The organism is Raineyella sp. LH-20 (assembly GCF_033110965.1).
Lineage (GTDB): Bacteria > Actinomycetota > Actinomycetes > Propionibacteriales > Propionibacteriaceae > Raineyella.
This window is the reverse complement of record NZ_CP137003.1, coordinates 2,496,863-2,517,699: the sequence shown is the minus strand read 5'-3', so window position 1 is coordinate 2,517,699 and position 20,837 is coordinate 2,496,863. Positions and strand designations below refer to the sequence as shown.

Here is a 20,837-nt window from a genome sequence, read left to right as displayed (position 1 = left end):
CGGGACGACCGGATGATCCCATCGTAGTCGGACTCTCCGTCACCGCGCCCTTCCCGTCACCCTCAGTCGTCGCGACGCTCGGACTCCTCCAGCTCGTCCTGGTCGATGATCTGCACAGCGGCCTCCTCGGCACTCGCCGCTCCTCCGGAGAGGCCGACGTCGTGCCCGATCAGGCCGGACTCCCGGTCCTCACCGTCGTACCCGTCCTTGTAGTCGACGAGCCGGCCGGCTCGCCGGTAGTCCCTCTCGTCGAGACCCGTGCCGTTCCAGTCGGGTTCCTCGAAGCGCTCCCGCCCGGGGTCCTCCCGCTTGATCCGATCGCGCAGCCCCTCGGGCCCTTCGAGTGCCTCGGTCATGGCGCCCGACCAGTCGTCGGGGGCGATGATCCCCTCGTCGAGTGGGTCCGCGACGTCACGCTCGACCAGACTCTGCTCCGGGTCGAGCTGGTCGACGACCTCCGAGGGGTCCGTGCTGGTTTCGTCGTTGTAGGTGGCCATACCCCAGTGTGCCCCCTTCTGTCGGGTGCCGTCTGCCAGGGACATCCGAACACCGGATTGCGGCGGGACGCCGACGTGATGTATAAGTTTTTCAAATAGGCCATCAAACCTAGTGGATTAAGAAACTATGCGCTCCCCCCCCGGGCGCCGAGCGAAGGGTCCTCCCATGCAACCGACCGTCTCCCGCCGCACCCTGCTCTCCATCGCCGGTCTGGCCTCCGCCGGACTGACCCTGTCCGGCTGCGTCGGTGGCGCGGCCTCGCCGGGCGGCGCCTCGAGCTCCGCGGCCACCACCACCCTCCACCTGGTCGGCTTCGCCGTGCCCAAGGAGGCGAACAACGCCGCCCAGGCGGCGTTCGCCAGGACCGACGCCGGCAAGGGGGTCGTCTGGCAGGAGTCGTACGGCGCCTCCGGCGACCAGAGCCGGGCCGTGGTGAACGGCCTGGCCGCGGACTACGTCAACTTCTCCCTCGAGGGCGACGTCACCCGCCTGGTCGACGCCGGTCTGGTCGACGCCACCTGGAAGAGCGGCCCGACCAAGGGCATCGTCTCCGACTCCGTGGTGGTCATCGTCGTTCCCAAGGGCAATCCGAAGAACATCACCGGCTGGGCCGACCTGGTCAAGCCCGGCATCCGTATCGTCACCCCCAACCCCGCCAGCTCCGGCTCCGCGCGGTGGAACATCCTGGCCGCCTACCAGCAGGTGATCAGCCAGGGCGGCACCGAGGCGCAGGCCGAGGAGTACCTCACCTCGTTCTTCCAGAACGTCGTCGCTCTGCCCGGCAGCGGCCGTGACGCCACCAACGCTTTCCTGCAGGGCACCGCCGACGTGCTCATCTCCTACGAGAACGAGGCCATCCTGGCCCGCCAGTCCGGTGAGACCTTCGAGTACCTGGTGCCCGACAACACCCTGCTGATCGAGAACCCGGGCGCGGTGACGAAGACCGCCAACCCCACGGCGCAGGCCTACCTGGACTTCGTCCTCAGCCCGGCGGGTCAGGTCGAGTTCGCCAAGAAGGGCTTCCGTCCGGTCCTCTCCGGGGTGAAGGTCCCCGAGGTGCCGGGTGCCAACGACCCGAAGAACCCGTACCCGACGCCGGCCAAGCTGTTCACCATCAATGACGACCTGGGCGGCTGGTCGGCGGTGAACAAGAAGTTCTTCGCCGACGCCACCGGCCTGGTGCCGAAGATCCAGCAGAAGACGGGCAAGACCAAGTGACCGAGGTCGCCGCCGCAGCGCAGGACCGGGCCCCGCGTCGCCCCAGGGGCACTCGCAAGCACCGGGGCCCGGTCCTGGTCAGCACCCTGGACCGGGTCTCCGGGACAGGGCTGGGCATCGCCCTGATCTGGTTCAGCCTGCTGGTGCTGCTCCCGCTCACCGCGGTGCTGGTCAAAGCCGCCGAGGGCGGTTGGGGCGCCTACTGGGCCGCGCTGCGGGACCCACAGACCGCGGCCGCGATCGGCCTCACCGTGGTGGTCGCCCTGATCATCACGGCGATCAACGTGGTCATCGGCACCCTCGTCGCCTGGGTGCTGGTCCGCGACGACTTCCCGGGCAAGCGGATCCTGGAGATCGTCATCGACCTCCCGTTCGCGCTCCCGACCATCGTCGCCGGCCTGGTGCTGCTCAGTCTGTACGGACCGCAGTCGCCGCTGGGCCTCAACTGGGCGAACACCCGGATGGCGGTGGCACTGGCCTTCCTCTTCGTCACGCTCCCCTTCGTCGTGCGGACGGTGCAGCCGGTGCTGCTCGAGATGGAGCCGGAGGCGGAGGAGGCCGCCGCCTCCCTGGGGGCCGGTCCACTGACCGTCTTCCGCCGGATCGTCCTGCCGAGCCTGGTGCCGGCCGTCACCTCCGGCGCGGCGATGTCGTTCGCCCGGGCGCTGTCCGAGTTCGGTTCGCTGGTGCTGCTGTCCGGCAACCTCCCGATGCACACCGAGGTGGCCGCCGTCCGCATCCTGGGCTACATCGAGGGCGACAACCTGCACAGCGCGGCGGCGGTGGCCTCGGTGCTGCTGCTGGTGGCCCTGGTGGCGATCGTCCTGCTCGACGTCTTCTCCCGGAGGGTGACCCACCATGACGACTGACACCTCGGTACGGACGGCCGGCGCCGCCGTACGCCCCGGACGCCACACCACGCCGCGTACGATGCCGTCCGGGCGCCCCTGGTCGCGCTATCTGTTGCGGGCCGTCGTCGTCCTCTATCTGGCGCTGCTGGTGATCTGGCCGGTGCTGTTGGTCGGGACCCGGACGTTCTCCCACGGCGTCGGCCCGGTGCTGGCCGCCGTGCGCGACCCGGCGCTGGTGTTCGCTTTCCAGCTCACCCTGGTCTCGGCGCTGTGGGCGGTGGCCCTCAACACGGTGTTCGGCGTCGGCATCTCGCTGCTGTTGGTCCGGCACCGGTTCCCGGGGCGCCGGGTGCTGTCGGCTCTCGTCGACCTTCCGATGTCGGTCTCCCCCGTGGTCGTCGGCCTGGCCCTGCTGCTGGTCTACGGCGGGACCACCGGGTGGTTCGGCCCGTTCCTCAAGGACGCCGGCCTGCAGATCATCTACGCCCCGCCCGGCATCGTCCTCGCCACCACCTTCGTCTGTCTGCCGCTGGTGATCCGCGAGGTGGTGCCGGTGCTGATCGAGGCCGGCACCGACGCCGAGCAGGCCGCCGAGAGTCTGGGCGCCGGCCCGTGGCAGGTCTTCACCCTGATCACCCTGCCCACCATCAAGTGGGCCGTCGTGTACGGCGTCGTGCTGAGCTTCGCCCGGGCGCTCGGCGAGTTCGGCGCGGTGAAGATCGTGTCCGGGGGTGTGGCGTTCCGCACCCAGACCGCCACCCTGCTGGTCGAGGAGCGCTACCAGCAGTTCGGGGTGGCCAACGCCACCACCGCCTACACCGCGGCCCTGCTGCTCACGGTGATCGCCCTGGTGGCGCTCATCGTGGTGGCGGTGCTGCGCCCGTCCCAGGAGAACCGAGCATGAGCATCGAGATCCGCGGAGTCTCCAAGCACTTCGGCGACTTCAACGCCCTGACCGATATCGACCTCACCATCCCCACCGGCGACCTGACCGCCCTCCTCGGCCCCAGTGGTGGCGGCAAGTCCACCCTGTTGCGGATCATCGCCGGACTGGAGCACGCCGACGCCGGCAGCGTCGCGATCGCCGGGGTCGACGCCACCGGGGTGCCGGCGCGGAAGCGCGACGTGGGTTTCGTCTTCCAGCACTACGCCGCCTTCCGCCACCTCACGGTCGCCGAAAACGTCGCCTTCGGCCTGCGGATCCGCAAACAGCCGAAGCACCAGGTGAGCGCCCGGGTCGCAGAGATGCTGGAACTGGTCCACCTCGAGCAGTTCGCCGACCGACTGCCCTCCCAACTGTCCGGTGGCCAGCGCCAGCGGATGGCCCTGGCCCGCGCACTGGCGATCAGCCCCCGCGTGTTGCTGCTCGACGAGCCGTTCGGTGCGCTCGACGCCAAGGTCCGCAAGGAACTGCGCGACTGGCTGCGCCGCCTGCACGACGAGGTGCATGTCACCACTGTCTTCGTCACGCACGACCAGGAGGAGGCCCTTGAGGTGGCGCATCACCTGGTGGTGATCAACCAGGGCCGCATCGAGCAGGTGGGCACCTCCGACCAGCTCTACGACGCACCCGCCAACGCCTTCGTGATGGGCTTCCTCGGGCCGGTGACCACCTACGAGGACACCCTGATCCGCCCGCACGACCTCGGGATCAGCACCCATCCCACCGATCGGACGGGCGAACGCGGTGGCTGGGTGACCCGGATCAACCGGGTGGGCTTCGAGGTCCAGGTCGAGGTCGAGGTGGATGGGTCGACCACCCCGGCGTTGGTCGCCCTGACCCGCCGGGAGGCGGTCCGGGAGGGGCTGGACGCGGCCCACCGGGTGTGGGTGCACCCGGTCCCCGGTGCGATCCGGGTGCCCGTCCCGGTCGTCGCACCCACCCCAGCGGACGCCTCCGACTCCCGGCCGATCACCGTTCCCTGAGCCCGGCCGAGGACATCACCCCTGATGGTCTGACCATCTCTTCCTTTGGTCAGACCATCAGGGTACGCTCGTCTTCGTCAGTCAACGATGACCAGGAGACCCCTATGACGACGACGGCGACGGCGCACGACCACCCCACCCTGCTCGGATCCGCTGGGATGTACTCCGACAGTGAGTTCGACCGACGCGCCCTGGCACATGATGCCTCCCATTACCTCGTCGTGCCGCAGATCGTGGCCACCCCACGGTCCGCCGACGACATCGGCGCCCTCTTCCGTACGGCCCGGGCCGGTGGCCTGCCGCTCACCTTCCGATCCGGCGGGACCAGCCTGTCCGGTCAGGCCCAGGGCCGCGGCATCCTGGCCGACACCCGGGCCAGCTTCCGCGGCATCGAGGTGCTCGACGACGGCGCCCGGGTGCGGGTGCAGCCCGGCGCGACGGTCCGGGCGGTCAACACCGTGTTGCGGCCGTACGGTCGCAAGATCGGTCCCGACCCGGCCTCCGAGGTGGCCTGCACGATCGGTGGTGTGGTGGCCAACAACTCCTCCGGGATGGCCTGTGGCACCGAGTTCAACACCTACCGGACACTGGAGTCGATGGTGCTGGTGCTGCCCTCGGGCACCGTCCTCGACACCGGCGCGCCGGACGCCGAGGAGAAGCTGCGTCGACTGGAGCCGGCGCTGTACGCCGGTCTCGACGGGCTGCGCGACCGGGTCCGATCCCGGAAGGACTCGGTGGACACGATCCGCCAGCAGTTCTCCATGAAGAACACCATGGGCTACGGGTTGAACTCCTTCCTCGACCACGACCGTCCGGTCGACATCCTGGCCCACCTGATGATCGGTTCGGAGGGCACGCTCGGCTTCGTCGCCGAAGCGACGCTGCGTACGGTCGAGGTGCTGCCGCAGGTCACCACCGGCCTGATGGTCTTCGACACCATCGACCGGGCGATGACCGCGCTGCCCGACCTGGTGGCGTCCGGATTCGCGACCGTCGAGCTGATGGACTCGGTCAGCCTGCGGGTCGCCCAGACGCTGTCCGGCAGCCCGCGGGCGATCACCGACCTGCACGTCAAGGACCACTCGGCCCTGCTGGTCGAGTTCCACGGGCACACCCAGCAGGAACTCGCCGACAAGATCGCCGCCGCCCGCCCGGTCACCGACGCACTGGACCTCGCGGTGCCGTTCGGGATGGCCCAGGACGCCCGGAAGGCGGCCGAGCTGTGGACCGTCCGCAAGGGGCTCTACGCCGCCGTCGCCGGCAACCGGCCGAGCGGCACCACGGCCCTGCTGGAGGACGTCGTGGTGCCGGTCGGCGCACTCGGCCAGACCTGCTCCGAGCTGGCCGAGCTGTTCGTCCGGCACGGCTACCAGGACTCGGTGATCTTCGGTCATGCCAAGGACGGCAACATCCACTTCATGCTCAACGAGCAGTTCGCCGGCGGCACGCAGACCGCGCGCTACGAGGCGTTCACCGACGACATGGTCGACGTCGTCCTCGGCCACCAGGGCTCGCTGAAGGCCGAGCACGGCACCGGCCGGATCATGGCCCCCTTCGTCGCCCGCCAATACGGCCAGGAGCTGTACGAGGTGATGGTCGCCGTCAAGCAGCTGTGCGACCCCGACGCGGTGCTCAACCCCGGTGTGGTGCTGTCGGAGACCCCGCGGGCGTACGTCCAGGACCTCAAGCAGTCCCCCACCGTCGAGGAGGAGGTGGACCGCTGCGTGGAGTGCGGCTACTGCGAGCCGATCTGCCCCAGCCGCGACCTCACCCTCACCCCGCGCAAGCGGATCGCGCTGCGCCGCGAGATCACCGCCGCCCGGCAGGCCGGCAACACCGCCCTGGCCGACGAGCTGACGAAGAGCTACCGCTACCAGGGCATCGAGACCTGCGCGGTCGACGGGTTGTGTTCGGTCAACTGCCCGCTGGACATCAACACCGCCGACCTGGTCCGCCGGCTGCGCGCCGAGGGACACGGCAACGCCTCCCAGGCCGCCTGGAACGCCCTGGCCCGTAACTGGGGCGGGCTCACCGCGATCGGCGGGGTGGCGATGAACGTCGCCGCAGCAGTCCCGCCGGTGGCCACCGGTGTCACCGACCTCGGCCGGGCCGTCGTCGGCACCGACAACCTGCAGCGCTGGACCTCCGACCTGCCGCGCGGCGGGAAGCGGCGTACGCCCCGGACGTCCACCGGACCGGCGGCGGTGTGGTTCCCGGCCTGCATCCACAGCCTGTTCGGTGCCGCCGAGGGTGGCCCGGGCGTGGGCCCGGCGATCGACGCACTGCTCGCCCGGACCGCCACCGCCGTCGACATCCCCGAGGGGATCAACGGGCTGTGCTGCGGCACCCCGTGGTCGTCGAAGGGCTTCACCCGCGGCCATGCCACGATGCGGGAGAAGGCGCTGCCGATCCTGTGGGAGGCCACTGACCACGGCCGGCTGCCGGTCGTCGTCGACGGCGCCTCCTGCACCGAGGGTGTGCTGAAGTTCCAGCACACCGATCCCGACCAGGCGTACGGAGAGCTGACCATCATCGACGCCGTCGAGTTCGTCGCCGACCGGCTGCTCGACGACCTGGTGGTGACCCACCCGTACGACACCGTCGTGTTGCACAACACCTGTTCGATGACCCACCTCGGCCTGAACGCCGCCGCCCGCGCGATCGCCGAGAAGATCGCCTCGTCGGTGATCGTGCCGGTGGCCACCGGCTGCTGCGCCTTCGCCGGCGACCGCGGCATGCTCCACCCGGAGCTCACCGCCTCGGCGACGACGGGCGAGGCGGCCGAGGTGGCGGCCCGGGTCGGGCAGGGCACCGGGCGGACGGCGTACGCCTCCGCCAACCGCACCTGCGAGGTGGGGATGACCCGGGCGACCGGGCAGACCTACCACCACATCCTGGAGCTGCTGGACCTGGCGACCCGACCCTGACAGGTCCGGCCGTCCCTCCCGGATCCATGGGGGGACACCGGGGCCGGACCGGACGGGGCGCCCAGCGTCGTCCGGTCCTGCCCGCGGTGCTGTTCGACCGTGCTGTCGGAGCGTGCCGTTCGACCGTGCTGTCCGTCCGTGCTCTCGAACCGTGCGGTCGTCAGTGGTGCCGGTGGCGCTTCGGGTAGAACCGGCCGAGCACCTCGTCGCGGAACTCGGCGAAGCGGCCCTCCTCGAGGGACGTACGGATGTCGTCGACGAGGCGTACGGTGAACCGCTCGTTGTGGATCGTCGCCAAGGTCGCCGAGAGCATCTCCTTGGCCTTGAACAGGTGGTGCAGATACGCCCGCGAGTAGTGGGTGCAGGTGTAGCAGTCGCAGTCCGGGTCGATCGGTCCGAAGTCGCGCCGATTCTCCGCCCGGGTGATGTTGAACCGGCCGTCGCGGGTGTAGAGGGCCGCGTTGCGCGCCACCCGTGACGGCTGGACGCAGTCGAAGGTGTCCGCGCCGTTCTCGATCGCGGTGAAGAAGTCGTCCGGCTCGGAGATGCCCAGCAGGTGCCGCGGCTTGTCGGCGGGCAGTTCGTCGCTGACCCAGCCGACGATGGTGCCGAGGTTCGCCTTCTCCAGCGCACCCCCGATCCCGTACCCGTCGAATCCCCGCCCGTCGACCGCCATCTCGGCCAGGCCCCGCGCGGCAGACCGGCGCAGGTCCTCGTACTGGGCGCCCTGCACCACCCCGAACAGCGCCTGATAGGGCTTGCCGACCCGCTCCGCGGTCAACTGCCGGTGCTCGACCAGGCATCGCTGCGCCCAGCGACGGGTCCGCTCCACCGACCCCACCTGATACTCCCGGGTGTTCATCAGCGTGGTCAGTTCATCGAAGGCGAACATGATGTCGGCGCCCAGCCGGTGCTGGATCTGCATCGACACCTCGGGGGTGAAGCGCAATTGGTCGCCGTTGAGGTGGGAGAAGAACGTCACGCCGTCCTCGTCGACGAAGGCGCGCCGGGTCTTGCCGTCGGCGATCACGTCGTCGTTCTGCAGGCCGGTGGTGTCCATCGCCAGGACCTTCTTGAATCCGGCGCCCAGGCTCATCACCTGGAAGCCGCCCGAGTCGGTGAAGGTCGGCCCCGGCCAGTTCATGAAGCTGCCCAGACCGCCCGCCTCGTCGACGATGTCGGCGCCCGGCTGGAGATAGAGGTGGTAGGCGTTGGCGAGCACAGCCTGCGCCCCGAGCTGTTCCACCTGGCCGGGGGTGACGGACTTGACGGTGGCCTTCGTCCCGACCGCGACGAACGCCGGGGTGCGGATCTCGCCGTGCGGGGTCGAGATCACCCCCGTACGTCCCCGTCCGTTGTCCAGCTCGGCCTCGCGACGGAAACCGAACGCCGAAGGATCGGCAGGCAGACTGGTCAGGATTCCTCCCCGGACGTGAACGGCGGCAGGTGCAGCCGCCTCATGATATCCGGGCGGGTCAGCCGTTCGCCCGGGCCACCATCGCCTGCGCCTGAGCCAGTCCGACGATGCCGGCGCTCGAACTGCGCAGCACACCGTCGTTGACCAACACCGGCACCGCGCCGGCCGCCACCAGGGCGTCCAGTTCGTCGGGGGCGATGCCGCCCTCGGGGCCGACGACCAGCAGCACGCTGCCGGTGCGCGGCAGGTCCAGGGAGGCCAGCCACCGGTCGGCCGACTCGTGCAGCACGTACGCCGCGTCGACGGTGCCGACCAGCATCGCCAGGCCGGCGGTGTCGACCACCTCGTGCACCTCGGGCACCCACAGCCGGCGGGACTGCTTGGCCGCCTCGCGGACCGTACGCCGCCACTTCTCCGCGCCCTTGACCGCCCGGTCGCCGGCCCACCGGACGATGGCGCGCGCGGACTGCCACGGCACGACCTCGGCCACTCCGGCCTGGGTCATCATGTCGATCGCCTGCTCGTCGTGGCCGCCCTTGGCGAGGGCCTGGGCGACGACCCAGCGGACCGCCGGACGCGGGGCGTTCAGCAGCGCGTCGACCCGTACGTCGATGCTCTTCTTGGCGACCGCCGCCACCTCGCCGCGGATCCCGCGGCCGGCGCCGTCGGAGAGCACGACGGTCTCACCGACCTTGACCCGGCGGACCGCGGCCGCGTGATGGCCCTCCTCCCCCGCCAGGGTGACGACGTCACCGAGGGCGGGAGAGGCGGCGAACTCGTGCAGGAAGACGGGATCGGTCACCGGTGGACCTCAGCCCTCGAAGGCGTCACGCAGCTTGCCGAAGAAGCCCTTCTCCTTGGCGTGGCCGAGCTTGACCTCGTGCTCGCCGCGGAGATCGGCCAGCTGGTGCAGCAGCTCGCGCTGTTCGGGGTCCAGCTTGGTCGGGGTCTGCACCAGGAAGGTGACGCCCAGGTCGCCGCGTCCGTTGGACCGTAGCTTCGGCACGCCCTTGCCGCGGACGGTGACCCGGGTGCCGGACTGGGTGCCGGCCGGGATCTCGACGTCGACCAGCGACTCCTCCGGGGAGGCACCCTCCACCTCGGCGTCCAGGGTGGGCACCTTCACCGAGGTGCCCAGCGCGGCGGCGGTCATCGGGACCCGGACGACGGTCTCCAGGTCGGCGCCCTTGCGGACGAAGTTCTCGTGCGGCGCGACCTGCAGCTCGACGTAGAGGTCGCCGGCCGGGCCGCCGCCGGGGCCGACCTCGCCCTGGGCCGCCAGGTGGATCCGGTTGCCGGTGTCCACCCCGGCGGGCACCTTCACGTTGAGCGTACGGGTGGTGCGGACCCGCCCCTCACCGGAGCACTCCGGGCACGGATCGGGGATCACGGTGCCGTAGCCACGGCAGGTCGGGCAGGGCGAGGAGGTGCGGATGTCACCCAGGAAGGAGCGCTGCACCTGGGTGATCTCGCCGCTGCCGTGACAGGTGCGGCAGGTGACCGGGGCGTTGCCCTCGGCCGAGCCGGAGCCGCTGCACCGCGAGCAGAGCACCGCAGTGTCGACCTGGAGCGGCTTGGTGGCGCCGAACGCCGCCTCGGCGAGGGTGAGACCCATCCCGACCAGCGCGTCCTGGCCCTTGCGGACCCGGGACCGCGGACCGCGCGAGGTGGCCTGGCCGAACATCGACCCGATCAGGTCGGTGAAGTCGAAGCCGCCGGCACCGCCGAAGCCGCCCATCCCGCCGAAGCCGCCGCCCATCCCGCCGTGGCCCATCGGGTCCCCACCGCGGTCGTACACGGCCCGCTTCTGCGGGTCCTTCAGCACCTCGTACGCCTCGTTCAGTTCCTTGAACTGTTCGGCGGCGTCGTCGGTCTGGGCGACATCGGGGTGCACCTTCATGGCGCGCTTGCGGTAGGCCTTCTTGATCGCCTCCGCGTCGGCGTCCCGGCCCACGCCCAGGATCTCGTAGTAGTCCTTGCTCATATCCTCGTCATCCTCAGGCCAGGAAACGGCCCACGTAGCGTGCGACAGCTCGCACCGACGCCATCATCGACGGATAGTCCATCCGGGTCGGTCCGACAATACCGAGGGTTGCCCAGACATCCTGCTGGCTGCCGTAGGCGCTGGCCACCATCGAGGTGGACTGCAGACCCTGGTAGGGGTTCTCCTCCCCGATCCGGACCAGCACATCGTCGGAGGTCGCGGCCTCGCCGAGCAACTTGAGCAGCACCACCTGCTCCTCAAGCGCCTCCAGCACCGGGCCGACGGTCGACTCGAACTCGCTGGCGAACCGGGCCAGATTGGGCACCCCGCCGACCACCACCCGGGTGCTCGGCGGAGTGCCGAGCAGCTCCAGCAGGGTGGAGACGGCGACCCGGGCCGCCGGCCGATCCTCCGGGCGGAACTCCTCGTCGACCGTCCCCAGCGCCTCGATGGCCCGCTGGGTCGAGCGGTCGACGACGGCGGCCGCCAGCTTCGTACGGATCTCGGCGAGCAGGGGCTCGTCCACGCTCAGCGCCAGGGTGTGCTGCTCGACCCGGCCGTTCGACGTCACCGCGATCAGCATCAGGTCGTCGCCACTGAGCCGGATCAGGTCAACGTGGCGGACCACGGTGGAGGACACCACCGGATACTGGACGATCGCGACCTGGTGGGTGAGCCGGGCCAGCAGCCGTACGGTCCGGGCGACGACGTCGTCCATGTCGATCGCACCGGACATGAACGTCTCGATCGCCCGTCGTTCGGCGACCGACAGCGGCTTGATCTCGCCGATCTGGTCGACGAACAGCCGATATCCCTTGTCGGTCGGGATCCGGCCGGCGCTGGTGTGCGGCTGGGCGATGTAGCCCTCGTCCTCCAGGACGGCCATGTCGTTGCGGACCGTGGCGGGCGAGACGCCCAGTCGGTAGCGCTCGACCAGCGCCTTCGATCCGACCGGCTCCTGGCTGGAGACATAGTCGGTGACGATGGCGCGCAGCACGGTCAGCTTGCGGTCGTCGAGCATGTCCCCTCCTCACCCAACTGGTGCCTCGCAGCGGTATTGGCACTCCGCCACTCCGAGTGCCAGTCTAGCGCCATGAGCCTTGGACCGTCCCCCGCCGTTCCCTCCGCCGCCCTCGGCCCCTGGGAAGCGATCGGCGATCGCACCTGGCGCGCCGTCGCCGATCCGGAGGCGGTCACCATCGGCCTGGTGGCCGGCTCGGCCGGCGCCCTGGTCATCGACACCGGCAGCACTCCGGCCCAGGGCGCGCAGATCCGGCGCACCGCCGCGGAGGTGGCCGGCGTGCCGGTGATCGCGGTCGCCCTCACCCACGCCCACTACGACCATGTCGGCGGTCTGGCCGCGTTCCGCGACCTGCCGATCTTCGCCCACGAACAGCTGGGCGGTCATCTCGCCGACCCCGCACTGCTGGCCGACCTGGCACCGTACGGGGTGACCGCCGTGGACCTGCCGGCGCCGAACCGGACCTTCGGGGTGGTCCGGGCGGTGAGCCTCGGGGACCGGGTGGTGGAGCTGATCTCGGTCGGACGAGCGCACACCGACCACGACGTCATCGCCGTGGTGGCGGACGCTCGGTTGGTGTTCGCCGGCGACATCGTCGAGCCTGCGGGCCCGCAGGTCGGTGCCGATGCCGACCCGGAGCGGTGGCCGGGTGCCCTGGACCACTTGATCGGGCTGATGCTGCGGCCGGACTGGCTGGCCTACCCAGGGCACGGCGTGCCGATGACGATGGCCGACGTCACGCTGCAGCGCGGCTGGATCGCCTCGATCCTCGGCGAGGTGACCAACCTGGTCTCCGACGGGGTCCGCTACGAGGACGCCGAGCAGCGCGGCGACTGGCCATTCCCGTGGGAACGGATCGCGCCGGGCGTCCGCGCCGCGTACGACCTGCTGGCCTCCCGAGGATTCGCCCCGCGTGACCAGTTGCCGATCATCCGTAAGGACGTCCGGGAGGACTGAGCTGCGCGGGCCCGACGTCGGATCACCGGTGACGGTAGACCTCCCGGCGGTGGCCGACCGCGAGGACCAGAACGACGAGCACCTGGTCGTGGATCTCGTAGACGATGCGGTGGTCGCCGGTACGGACGCGCCACTCCCCCTCACCGCCCACGAGCGTCTTGGCGCCGGGCGGGCGGGGATCGCCGGCAAGCAGCTCGATCGCGGCCTGAACGCGGCGTCGAGCCACCTGGTCGAGCTTGCGGAGCTGACGCGCAGCGGCCGGCGCGACCTCGATCCGATACATCGGTGCTGTCACACCAACCCGAGGTCGGCCTTGACCTGATCCCACGGGATCGCCGCCTCGCCGGTGTCGACCATCTCAGCGCGAGCTTCAGCGGATGCCTGAATATCAGCCAGATCCTCAGCGTCTTCCAGCAGCTGCTCCAGCTGCTCGGCGTCGATGACAGCGGCGACCCGCCGGCCGCGCCTGGTCAGGAACACCGGGTCATGCGCGACACGAGCCTCGTCCACAACGTCGGCCAGGCGCGCCCGAGCCTCGCTCACGGTCATCTCCGTCATGGGCCCAGCGTACGTAGATCGCTGAAATGTACAAAAGCGTCATGACAGCGGGATCGGCGGAGAGCGTCTCACTCCGCCTGGACGGGGGTCGGCCGGGTGCCGAGGCGCCCGCCGAGTGCGGTGCGCACCGAGGCGGCGAGCGGCTCGGTGGCGCCGACGACCATCCCGAAGCCGTCCACCCCGGGGACGTACGCCGAACCGTCGGTGAGCAGCGCGGTGCCGCCGATCTCCTCGACCATCAGCAGGCCGGGGACGTGGTCCCACGGGCGGGGGCGGCCGTAGACGATGAAGTCGGTCTCGCCGGCGACGAGCTTGGGGTAGTCGACGCCGCAGCACAACGCACTGGTGGTGATCTGCGGCAGGGCGGCGTCGGCCGTACGTTCCTGGATCACCACTCGGGCCGAACGGCCGCGCCAGCCGGCCGGGTCCACGGTGGGGAGCCCGCGAGTGATCTGCTCGCCGTTGCGGGTGACCCCCTCGCCGCGGACGGCGACGTAGGCGGTGGCGTACTCCGGCTGCCAGATCCAGGCACGGACCGTGCGGCCGTTGCGGACCTCGCCGATCATCACGGCGTAGTCCTCCTTGCCGGCGACGAAGTTCTTGGTGCCGTCGACCGGATCGATGGTGAAGCCGTGGGCAGCGCCCAGCAGGTGCGGCGGCAGGCCCGGGTTGGCGGCGGTGGCCTCCTCGCCGATGATCAGGGCGTCCGGGTAGGCGTGGGACAGGATCTCGGTCAGTCGCAGCTCCGACTCCCGGTCGGCGACGGTGACCAGGTCACCCGGCCCCTTCTCGGCGATCTCGTCGCTGCTGAGGGCGCGGAACCGGGGACGGATCACCTCGTCGGCGACCTGCTGGATGATCTCGAGGATCTGGTCTGTGGAGAGCTCGCGGGGTGCCACCATGCCTCCACCCTTTCACACGGCACGCCGGCCGGGACAGCAGCCCATCGCGGTAGCCACTGCCGCCGGCAGCCGCCCACTGCCGGCAGCCGCAGCCGCAGCCGCGACCCGGCCGCCGCGGCGGGGCGATCCACCGCGCCAGCTGGTCAGCTCTCCGTGTCGAGGTGGTCCTGGGTGACGAAGTCGATCAGCCGCTCGACCTCGCGGAGCAGGCCGGGGTCGAGATCGTTCCAGTTGCCGACCCGGGACAGGATCAGCTGCCAGGCCCGGGCGATGTCGGCCTGGTCCTTGTGCGGCCAGCCCATCGCGGCACACACCCCGTGCTTCCAGTCGGTGCCGCGCGGGATCCGCGGCCACTCCTTGATCCCCAGTCGGGAGGGTTTCACCGCCTCCCAGATATCGATGTAGCGGTGGCCGGTGACGAACACGTAGTCGCCCCACGGGCCGGCAGCGACCTGCTCGACGATCCGCGACTCCTTGGTGCCGGGCACCAAGTGGTCGACCAGCACGCCCAGCCGGTGGCCCTTGCCGGGTGCGAACTCGGTGACGATGGCCGGCAGGTCGTCCATGCCGCCCATGTACTCGACGACGACGCCGACGTGGCGCAGGTCGTCGCCCCAGACCTTCTCGACCAGCTCGGCGTCGTGGCGGCCCTCGACGTAGATCCGGCTGGGCAACGCGACCTTGGCGGACTCCGTCGGGCCGACCCGTGAGCCGGAACGGGTGTGGGTGGGCCGGGCGCCGGTGCGCCGCGGCAACTTCAGGGTCACCGGCTCACCCTCGAGCAGGAAGCCCGGGCCGACCGGGAACGAGCGACGGCGGCCCTTGCGGTCCTCCAGGACCACCAGACCGTTCTCCCAGCGCACCACGGCGCCGCAGAAACCGCTGGCGGGATCCTCGATCACCAGCCCGGACCGCACCACCTCGTCACGGGAGGGCGTCGTCCGCCGGCTCCGCTGGGCTCCGGCGGCCAGCACGTCGGTGGGGTATCTGCTCGTGGGCATGGTCAGAGGCTATGCCCGTGTCCGACGGCTGTGGCGGTCGACACCCGGTTGTCGCCGAAAGGCTATCCCGGCACAGACTCAGTCGCCCCGAATCATCCTTAGGACAAGGACGTCTGCCGGCGGCGTCGGCGTCGGGACATCACCGGGAACGGCCGCCCAGGTGATGTCGCGCCCGCGACCCTGGTCCGCATAAGTGGGGTCGAGCGGATTGCAGAACGCGCTCGGCCCCCGCACTTAGTCTCTGCCCGCGCGGCTATCAAGTCCGATGGAGTCGCGCCAACACGATTCCCACGGCGAGCAGTGTCGTGCCACTGGCAAGTGCAAACGAGGCCGCGAGCCGGCCCGCCACCACGAGCCACAGTGGCAAGGCAGCAGCCAGACTAACAGAACTGACCAAACGCATAAGGGGGATGTATGCCACCAGTAGAGCGACGCCGACCACCACCGACCGCCTTGACCATCCGGCCCTGGACACCCCGCCGAGGATGATCCCAATACCGAGAAGCATATTTCCTATGGCGAGCGCCAGCGGCACACTCCAAGTGGCGACAGTACTCACCCAGAAGGGGTAGATCAGCGGCGGAGACTGCGTGCCCGCGGCCACAACGGACAACCACATCATCACAACACTAAGGATCAACAGAATCCCACCGAAAGTAACGAAACGTCGCCACCCCATTCTTCCCTCCACCGCCAATCCGACCCTGGAAGGGTGCCGAGGATGCGCCCGCACCCCCGGCGCCCAGGAGACCATCCTGTCGAAATATTCGACAGGAACAGATCAGTGCCTGAACGAACCAGAAAACCCAACCACACCGACGGCCGAGACCTTCACAGAAGGAACAGACATCACGTTCCCCCAGTGAACCGTGTAGGCGCCGTCACCACACCCCATCCCGTTCCAGACCTCCACGCCGCTCGTATTATAACCGCGCCCCTGCCAACAGCCCGTACCGATCGAATCCGGGTTTGTCTCTTTGACATAAGTAAGGGTTGAAGATGAAGAACGGCGAGCACGCGCCACCGCCGAAGAAGAAGGATCCACCCTTAGCCGCGACCTCCACGACATCCTCTCCCACCGACTCACCACCATCCACGACACCGCAGTGGGTTACTTCCCCACGGACCCGCCCCAGCAACTGGCCGAAGCATTGAACCGCGTCACCACCCAAGCCGCCGACGGCCTCTACGACCTCGGCGGCCTCCTCGTGCAACTCCGATCCGCCATCGGCCCACGCGGCGCCCTTCCGGGTCCACCACTCGACCTAGCCGCGGAGGTCAGCGACCTCGCCCAGGCACTCCGCAACAGTGGACGCACCCCGACCACGCGGATCGACTCCACCACCGCGGTCCCCCGAGCCCTCTCCTTGGCCGTCATGCGCATCCTGCAGGAGTCGGTGACCAACATCATCCGCTACTCGCCACGCAACTCCCCCTGCAGCATCGGCCTCACCACAAGCGATAGCACCGTCACCATCGAGGTCGTCTCTCGACTGGGCGCGACCGCCCCCCAGACCCCCGCCGCGCACCTGGGCATCCAGGGCATCTGCGAACGCGCCCGCGCCTGGAGCGGCACCGCCGACGTCGGGCCTCACGACGACACCTGGATCGTCCACGCCACGCTGCCGATCACCCGAGAACGTCCCCTGCCCGCTGATGGACGATCCGCCGCGCACCCCTCAATCCAACAGGTCGCGAACGATCCCGTCGGCCAGCAAGCGTCCGCGTAGGGTGAGGACAAGCTGCTCCTGTCCGGCAGCCTCGTGGACATTGGCCAGCCCGCGGACGACCAGGTCGGGCACCCGTCGGGCCTCGGTCGCGGTGAGCACCTCGAGCGACAGTCCGTCGGCCAGCCGCAGCTCGAGCAGCACCCGCTCCACCCGACACTGCTCGGCGGTGAGGATCTCGCGGCCCTGCGCGGGCGTACGTCCCTCGGCCAGCGCCCGGGCGTACGCCGCGGGGTGCTTACGGTTCCAGAACCGTACGCCGCCGATGTGGCTGTGCGCGCCCGGACCGATCCCCCACCAGTCGGCGGCCCGCCAGTAGCCGAGGTTGTGGTGGCAGCGATCGTCAGGGGTCCGCGCCCAGTTGCTCACCTCGTACCAGGACAGGCCGGCGGCGGTCAGTTCCTCCTCGGCGACCAGATACTTGTCAGCCAGGTCGTCGTCATCGGTCATCGCGATCTCGCCGCGCCGCACCCGGACGGCGAAACGGGTGCCCTCCTCGACGATCAGCGCGTACGCGGACAGGTGATCGGGGCCGGCGGCCAGCGCCGTCCGCAGACTGCGCCGCCAGGAGTCGATGCTCTCCCCCGGCGTGCCGTAGATCAGGTCGAGTGAGACGTGCCGGAAGCCGGCCTCACGGGCCAGCCCGACCATCTCGGCGGCCCGGCCGGGCGTGTGCACCCGATCCAGCAGCCGCAACACCTGCTCGTCGGCGGACTGCATGCCGAAGGAGATCCGGGTGAAGCCGCCCTCGGCGAGTTCGGCGAGCCCCTCGGCGTCGATCGACTCCGGGTTGGCCTCGGTGGTGACCTCGGCCCCCGCCGCGAGTCCGAAGGTGTCACGTACGCCGTCGAGGAAGCGGACCAGGTCGCCGGCCGGCAGCAGGGTGGGCGTCCCGCCGCCGACGAAGACGGTGGACACCGCCGGGGCGTCGGGCCCGAGCACCCGGCGGGCCAGCGCCAGCTCGGTGAGGGCAGCGTCCATGTACGTCCCGCGGGTGGCGCCCGGGGCGGTGCCGAGCTGGTCGGCGGTGTAGGTGTTGAAGTCGCAGTAGCCGCACCGGGTGGTGCAGAACGGCACGTGGAGGTAGATCTCGAACGGCCGCCGGGCCAGGTCGGCGAGCGCGGACACCGGCAGTGTTCCGTCCGCGGGCACCGGATCGCCGTCGGGCAGCGTGGATGGCATCGGGGTGTTCCTCTCTCGTCCGGACCATTCTGCCGCCCCGCGCCGCGCATGGAATACTCCACTGTCGGAGCTTCCTATCGACCGGGGCCCACCGTGCCCGGGACCGAGTGCGGGTGCGGGCCTCGTACAGCAAGGAGAAACGTGTCCGAACACCCGATCCGTGTCGCCATCGTGGGCGTCGGTAACTGTGCGTCGTCCCTGGTCCAGGGCGTGCGCTTCTACCGTGACGCCGACCCGAGCGACACCGTCCCCGGCCTGATGCATGTCTGCTTCGGCGACTACCACGTCAACGACGTGACGTTCGTCGCTGCCTTCGATGTCGATGCCGCCAAGGTCGGGCTCGACCTGGCCGACGCCATCGACGCGAGCGAGAACAACACCATGCGGATCTGCGAGGTGCCGCCGACCGGCGTCACCGTGCAGCGTGGCCACACCCTGGACGGCCTCGGCAAGTACTACCGCGAGACCATCACCGAGTCGGACGCCGCACCGGTCGACGTCGTCGCCGCGCTGAAGGCCGCCGAGGTCGACGTCCTGGTCTCGTACCTGCCGGTCGGCTCCGAGCAGGCCGACCGCTTCTACGCGCAGTGCGCGATCGACGCCGGCTGTGCCTTCGTCAACGCCCTGCCCGTCTTCATCGCCGGGACCCCGGAGTGGGCGCAGAAGTTCGCCGACGCCGGGCTGCCGATCATCGGCGACGACATCAAGTCGCAGGTGGGCGCCACCATCACCCACCGGGTGCTGGCGCACCTGTTCGAGCAGCGTGGCTACGTCGTCGACCGTACGTACCAGCTGAACGTCGGCGGCAACATGGACTTCAAGAACATGCTGGAGCGCGACCGGCTGGAGTCCAAGAAGATCTCCAAGACTCAGGCGGTCACCTCGAACGTCGAGCACGAGTTCGCCGAGAAGGACGTCCACATCGGCCCGTCCGACTACGTCGGCTGGCTGGACGACCGCAAGTTCGCGTTCGTACGGCTCGAGGGACACGGCTTCGGCAATGCGCCGATCAGCCTGGAGTACAAGCTCGAGGTGTGGGACTCCCCCAACTCCGCCGGCGTCATCATCGACGCCATCCGGGCCGCGAAGATCGGTCTGGACCGCGGCATCGGCGGTCCGCTGACCTCGGCCGCGGCCTACCTGATGAAGTCCCCGCCGGAGCAGCGTGCCGATGACATCGCCCGGGCGGACCTCGAGGCGTTCATCCGCGGTGAGCGCGAGCACTGAGCCACCGCGTCGGCCGGTCCGACGGCGCACGGCGGTCATCCGGGTCCCCGGGTGGCCGCCGTGTCGCGTCCCAGCCCTCACACCCACCGGCGACGGGGGCGACCCTGTAAGGGGGGCGTCAGCCAGGTGCGACCGGTCGGCGGCGCGGTCAGCAGCAGGCCGGGACGTCGGCGGTCGACACCGGGACGGCCGCGTGGTGACCGTGACGGAGCACCGACGCGTAGACCGTGGCGATCCGCTCGGCGGTGACCGCCCAGGTCATCCCGGCGGCCCGGACGGCCCCGGCCCTGCCGAGGGCGCGGCGCCGGGCGGGATCGAGGACCAGCGCACGGAGCGCGTCGGCCCAGGCCCGAGGCGTACGGTCCGCGACCAACACCCCGGTCCGACGGTCACGGACGGCATCGGTGAGCCCGTCGATGCGGCTGGCGACGACCGGGGTGGCGCAGGCCTGGGCCTCCAGGGCGACCAGGCCGAAGGTCTCCGAGGAGGACGGCACGGCGACGATGTCCGCGGCCCGCATCCGGTCCGCCAGCAGCGGGCCCGGCACGGCCGGCACGATGCTGATCGACGCGTCCAGCGCGTAGCGGGCGACCAGGCGGCGCAGGTGGGCCAGGTAGTCGGGGTCGCCGTCGCCGACGATCGTCAGGTGCACCGGGAGCCGGTCGGGGGCGAGCAGCCGGATCGCCTCGATCAGCAGTTCGGGCCCCTTGAGCGGTTGCAGCCGGGCGGCCATCAGGATCTCCACCCGAGCGTCGGCGGCCGCAGCAGCGTCCACGGCGTCGCGGGGATCCTCGCGCGCCGGGTGGTGGATGTGCGGGTCGATGCCCGGGGTGATCACGTGCAGGCTCTCGACCGGCGCCCTATAGAGCTCGTGCAGTTGGCGCGCCTCGGTGGGGGTGTTGACCACCAGGGCGTCGGAGGCACCGACGACGTAGCGCTCCCCCGCGATCCGGAAGTCGGGCTCGGGGGTCTCGCCGACCGAGGCGTGCAGGTTCTTCACCAGGGCGCTGGTGTGCAGGCTCGTCACCAGCGGCACCCCGAGCCGATCGGCCACCGCGGCCCCGGCCACCGCGGACAGCCAGTAGTGGGCGTGCACGACCTGCCCCGACCCGTCGCCGGCGCCCGCGACGATCGCGTCCGCGAACGCGCCGACGTGGTGGCGCAGCTGGTTCTTGTCGGGGTCCGCGAGCCCGGGCAGCGTGACGTGGCGCACCTCGAGGCGGTCGGCGAGTCGGCGTCGGGGCGGATCGGTCTCGCTCAGCCTGGCCGCCCACAGGGTCACCGGGATGCCGCCGGCCGCCAACTCGGCGGCAAGATGGGCGACGTACACGTTCATGCCGCCGGCATCACCCACCCCGGGCTGAGCCAGCGGCGAGGTGTGCATCGAGAGCAGGTGCACATGTCGAGGCGGGCCGGGCATGGTCGCCATGCTAACCCGCGG

General features: G+C 70.3%; 18 protein-coding genes and 1 pseudogene. 8 read left to right on the top strand and 11 right to left on the bottom strand.

The features are described from left to right. Positions 1-62: 62 nt before the first annotated feature. A complete protein-coding gene (locus R0146_RS11035) occupies positions 63-542 on the bottom strand; it encodes a DUF5709 domain-containing protein (RefSeq protein ID WP_317689628.1) in 480 nt (159 codons plus the stop codon). Positions 543-663: 121 nt separating this feature from the next. Here R0146_RS11035 and R0146_RS11030 point away from each other — a divergent pair, with 121 nt between their 5' ends. The 5 genes from R0146_RS11030 (at position 664) to R0146_RS11010 (ending at position 7,420) form a co-directional block, all read left to right on the top strand. Further along, entirely contained in the window at positions 664-1,716 is a 1,053-nt protein-coding gene (locus tag R0146_RS11030) for a sulfate ABC transporter substrate-binding protein (protein WP_317689627.1), read from the top strand. After that, complete coding sequence (gene cysT / locus R0146_RS11025) at positions 1,713-2,585, top strand: sulfate ABC transporter permease subunit CysT (RefSeq protein WP_317689624.1); 873 nt, start codon at positions 1,713-1,715, stop codon at positions 2,583-2,585. The genes R0146_RS11030 and cysT overlap by 4 nt, the downstream gene beginning before the upstream one ends. Next, complete coding sequence (locus R0146_RS11020) at positions 2,575-3,471, top strand: sulfate ABC transporter permease subunit (RefSeq protein WP_317689622.1); 897 nt, start codon at positions 2,575-2,577, stop codon at positions 3,469-3,471. Before cysT ends, R0146_RS11020 begins: the two co-directional genes overlap by 11 nt. Continuing rightward, entirely contained in the window at positions 3,468-4,493 is a 1,026-nt protein-coding gene (locus R0146_RS11015) for a sulfate/molybdate ABC transporter ATP-binding protein (RefSeq protein WP_317689620.1), read from the top strand. Before R0146_RS11020 ends, R0146_RS11015 begins: the two co-directional genes overlap by 4 nt. Positions 4,494-4,597: 104 nt before the next feature. Beyond that, positions 4,598-7,420: an FAD-binding and (Fe-S)-binding domain-containing protein gene (locus R0146_RS11010; protein WP_317689619.1), complete on the top strand. Its 2,823-nt coding sequence runs from the start codon at positions 4,598-4,600 to the stop codon at positions 7,418-7,420. A gap of 160 nt (positions 7,421-7,580) precedes the next feature. Here R0146_RS11010 and tgt read toward each other — a convergent pair whose 3' ends face one another. The 4 genes from tgt to hrcA all read right to left on the bottom strand — a co-directional run bounded on the left by tgt (position 7,581) and on the right by hrcA (position 11,842). Beyond that, complete coding sequence (gene tgt / locus R0146_RS11005; protein ID WP_317692386.1) at positions 7,581-8,828, bottom strand: tRNA guanosine(34) transglycosylase Tgt; 1,248 nt, start codon at positions 8,826-8,828, stop codon at positions 7,581-7,583. A 67-nt stretch (positions 8,829-8,895) separates the two neighbouring features. After that, a complete protein-coding gene (locus tag R0146_RS11000) occupies positions 8,896-9,639 on the bottom strand; it encodes a 16S rRNA (uracil(1498)-N(3))-methyltransferase (RefSeq protein ID WP_317689617.1) in 744 nt (247 codons plus the stop codon). 9 nt (positions 9,640-9,648) lie between these two features. Beyond that, positions 9,649-10,821, bottom strand: a complete 1,173-nt coding sequence (gene dnaJ / locus R0146_RS10995) for a molecular chaperone DnaJ (protein WP_317689615.1) — start codon at positions 10,819-10,821, stop codon at positions 9,649-9,651. A gap of 13 nt (positions 10,822-10,834) precedes the next feature. Then, positions 10,835-11,842, bottom strand: a complete 1,008-nt coding sequence (hrcA, locus tag R0146_RS10990) for a heat-inducible transcriptional repressor HrcA (RefSeq protein WP_317689613.1) — start codon at positions 11,840-11,842, stop codon at positions 10,835-10,837. A 72-nt stretch (positions 11,843-11,914) separates the two neighbouring features. Between hrcA and R0146_RS10985 the strand changes: the two genes are divergently transcribed. Then, positions 11,915-12,799 (top strand): MBL fold metallo-hydrolase, encoded by an 885-nt coding sequence (locus R0146_RS10985; protein ID WP_317689611.1) that lies wholly within the window; start codon positions 11,915-11,917, stop codon positions 12,797-12,799. A 22-nt stretch (positions 12,800-12,821) separates the two neighbouring features. On the opposite strand, the gene R0146_RS10980 is transcribed toward R0146_RS10985, so the two are convergent. From R0146_RS10980 to R0146_RS10965, 4 genes are all read right to left on the bottom strand, one after another. Then, complete coding sequence (locus R0146_RS10980) at positions 12,822-13,094, bottom strand: type II toxin-antitoxin system RelE family toxin (RefSeq protein ID WP_317689609.1); 273 nt, start codon at positions 13,092-13,094, stop codon at positions 12,822-12,824. Next, positions 13,091-13,357, bottom strand: coding sequence for a type II toxin-antitoxin system Phd/YefM family antitoxin (locus R0146_RS10975; RefSeq protein WP_317689607.1), 267 nt, complete (start codon positions 13,355-13,357; stop codon positions 13,091-13,093). The genes R0146_RS10980 and R0146_RS10975 overlap by 4 nt, the downstream gene beginning before the upstream one ends. A 68-nt stretch (positions 13,358-13,425) precedes the next feature. Beyond that, positions 13,426-14,259 (bottom strand): inositol monophosphatase family protein, encoded by an 834-nt coding sequence (locus R0146_RS10970; RefSeq protein WP_317689605.1) that lies wholly within the window; start codon positions 14,257-14,259, stop codon positions 13,426-13,428. 143 nt (positions 14,260-14,402) lie between these two features. Continuing rightward, the gene (locus tag R0146_RS10965) at positions 14,403-15,266 is read right to left on the bottom strand and encodes a DUF3097 domain-containing protein (RefSeq protein ID WP_411567200.1); all 864 of its coding nucleotides are present in this window, start codon (positions 15,264-15,266) and stop codon (positions 14,403-14,405) included. Positions 15,267-16,315: 1,049 nt separating this feature from the next. Between R0146_RS10965 and R0146_RS10960 the strand changes: the two are divergent. Then, positions 16,316-16,990: pseudogene (locus tag R0146_RS10960) on the top strand (sensor histidine kinase); the annotation flags it as partial. On the opposite strand, the gene hemW reads toward R0146_RS10960, so the two are convergent. Further along, positions 16,940-18,169, bottom strand: coding sequence for a radical SAM family heme chaperone HemW (gene hemW / locus R0146_RS10955; protein WP_317689601.1), 1,230 nt, complete (start codon positions 18,167-18,169; stop codon positions 16,940-16,942). The pseudogene R0146_RS10960 and the gene hemW sit on opposite strands and share 51 nt — an antisense overlap. Positions 18,170-18,310: 141 nt before the next feature. On the opposite strand from hemW, the gene R0146_RS10950 reads away from it, so the two are divergent. After that, on the top strand, positions 18,311-19,396 hold the full coding sequence (locus R0146_RS10950) for an inositol-3-phosphate synthase (protein ID WP_317689599.1): 1,086 nt from the start codon (positions 18,311-18,313) through the stop codon (positions 19,394-19,396). A gap of 148 nt (positions 19,397-19,544) precedes the next feature. Here R0146_RS10950 and R0146_RS10945 read toward each other — a convergent pair whose 3' ends face one another. After that, complete coding sequence (locus R0146_RS10945; RefSeq protein ID WP_317689596.1) at positions 19,545-20,816, bottom strand: glycosyltransferase; 1,272 nt, start codon at positions 20,814-20,816, stop codon at positions 19,545-19,547. Positions 20,817-20,837: the final 21 nt, after the last annotated feature.

Coding starts and splice junctions, on each gene's coding strand:
- R0146_RS11035 (WP_317689628.1), bottom strand. CDS start 542: ATGTCCCTGGCAGACGGCACCCGACAGAAGGGGGCACACTGGGGTATG.
- R0146_RS11030 (WP_317689627.1), top strand. CDS start 664: ATGCAACCGACCGTCTCCCGCCGCACCCTGCTCTCCATCGCCGGTCTG.
- R0146_RS11020 (WP_317689622.1), top strand. CDS start 2,575: ATGACGACTGACACCTCGGTACGGACGGCCGGCGCCGCCGTACGCCCC.
- R0146_RS11015 (WP_317689620.1), top strand. CDS start 3,468: ATGAGCATCGAGATCCGCGGAGTCTCCAAGCACTTCGGCGACTTCAAC.
- R0146_RS11010 (WP_317689619.1), top strand. CDS start 4,598: ATGACGACGACGGCGACGGCGCACGACCACCCCACCCTGCTCGGATCC.
- dnaJ (WP_317689615.1), bottom strand. CDS start 10,821: ATGAGCAAGGACTACTACGAGATCCTGGGCGTGGGCCGGGACGCCGAC.
- hrcA (WP_317689613.1), bottom strand. CDS start 11,842: ATGCTCGACGACCGCAAGCTGACCGTGCTGCGCGCCATCGTCACCGAC.
- R0146_RS10985 (WP_317689611.1), top strand. CDS start 11,915: ATGAGCCTTGGACCGTCCCCCGCCGTTCCCTCCGCCGCCCTCGGCCCC.
- R0146_RS10975 (WP_317689607.1), bottom strand. CDS start 13,357: ATGACGGAGATGACCGTGAGCGAGGCTCGGGCGCGCCTGGCCGACGTT.
- R0146_RS10970 (WP_317689605.1), bottom strand. CDS start 14,259: ATGGTGGCACCCCGCGAGCTCTCCACAGACCAGATCCTCGAGATCATC.
- hemW (WP_317689601.1), bottom strand. CDS start 18,169: ATGCCATCCACGCTGCCCGACGGCGATCCGGTGCCCGCGGACGGAACA.
- R0146_RS10945 (WP_317689596.1), bottom strand. CDS start 20,816: ATGCCCGGCCCGCCTCGACATGTGCACCTGCTCTCGATGCACACCTCG.